At 56.1% G+C, this 1418-nt stretch carries 1 rRNA gene; it reads right to left on the bottom strand.

The window, feature by feature from the left end:
• Positions 1-31: 31 nt before the first annotated feature.
• Positions 32-1418, bottom strand: a 23S ribosomal RNA gene (locus ACFWNN_RS45580); the annotation flags it as partial.

Raw genomic sequence — 1418 nt, 5'->3', positions numbered from 1 at the left:
CCAGAACCGCACAGTGGATGCGTAGCGTCTTTGTAACAAGTCCTCGGCCTATTAGTACCAGTCAGCTCCAACCGTTACCGGTCTTCCACCTCTGGCCTATCAACCCAGTGGTCTAGCTGGGGGCCTTAACTCACGAAGAGTGGGATACCTCATCTTGGAACGAGCTTCCCGCTTAGATGCCTTCAGCGGTTATCCCTTCCGAACGTAGCCAACCAGCAATGCTCTTGGCAGAACAACTGGCACACCAGCGGTCCGTCCGTCCCGGTCCTCTCGTACTAGGGACAGCCTTCCTCAAGTATCCTACGCGCGCGGCGGATAGGGACCGAACTGTCTCACGACGTTCTAAACCCAGCTCGCGTACCGCTTTAATGGGCGAACAGCCCAACCCTTGGGACCTACTCCAGCCCCAGGATGCGACGAGCCGACATCGAGGTGCCAAACCATCCCGTCGATATGGACTCTTGGGGAAGATCAGCCTGTTATCCCCGGGGTACCTTTTATCCGTTGAGCGACCACGCTTCCACAAGCCATGGCCGGATCACTAGTTCCGACTTTCGTCCCTGCTCGACCCGTCAGTCTCACAGTCAAGCTCCCTTGTGCACTTGCACTCAACACCTGATTGCCAACCAGGCTGAGGGAACCTTTGAGCGCCTCCGTTACTCTTTGGGAGGCAACCGCCCCAGTTAAACTACCCACCAGGCACTGTCCCTGATCCGGATCACGGACCGAGGTTAGACATCCAATACGACCAGAGTGGTATTTCAACGATGACTCCACAACCACTGGCGTGGCCGCTTCACAGTCTCCCACCTATCCTACACAAGCCGAATCGAACACCAATACCAAGCTATAGTAAAGGTCCCGGGGTCTTTCCGTCCTGCCGCGCGTAACGAGCATCTTTACTCGTAATGCAATTTCGCCGGGCCTGCGGTTGAGACAGTCGAGAAGTCGTTACGCCATTCGTGCAGGTCGGAACTTACCCGACAAGGAATTTCGCTACCTTAGGATGGTTATAGTTACCACCGCCGTTTACTGGCGCTTAAGTTCTCAGCTTCGCCACCGAAGTGACTAACCGGTCCCCTTAACGTTCCAGCACCGGGCAGGCGTCAGTCCATATACATCGTCTTGCGACTTCGCATGGACCTGTGTTTTTAGTAAACAGTCGCTTCTCGCTGGTCTCTGCGGCCGTCTCGCCCTAGCCTGCAAGAGGCTTCAAGCGCTACGGCCCCCCTTCTCCCGAAGTTACGGGGGCATTTTGCCGAGTTCCTTAACCACAGTTCGCCCGATCGCCTTGGTATTCTCTACCTGACCACCTGTGTCGGTTTGGGGTACGGGCCGCGTGAAAGCTCGCTAGAGGCTTTTCTCGGCAGCATGGGATCACTCTACTTCGCCTCAATCGGCTACGCATCACGTCTCAG

The organism is Lentzea sp. NPDC058450 (assembly GCF_042721395.1).
In the GTDB taxonomy this organism is placed as follows: Bacteria; Actinomycetota; Actinomycetes; order Mycobacteriales; family Pseudonocardiaceae; genus Lentzea.
Note: the sequence above shows the minus strand (reverse complement) of the source record. Positions and strands in the feature narration are given on the sequence as shown.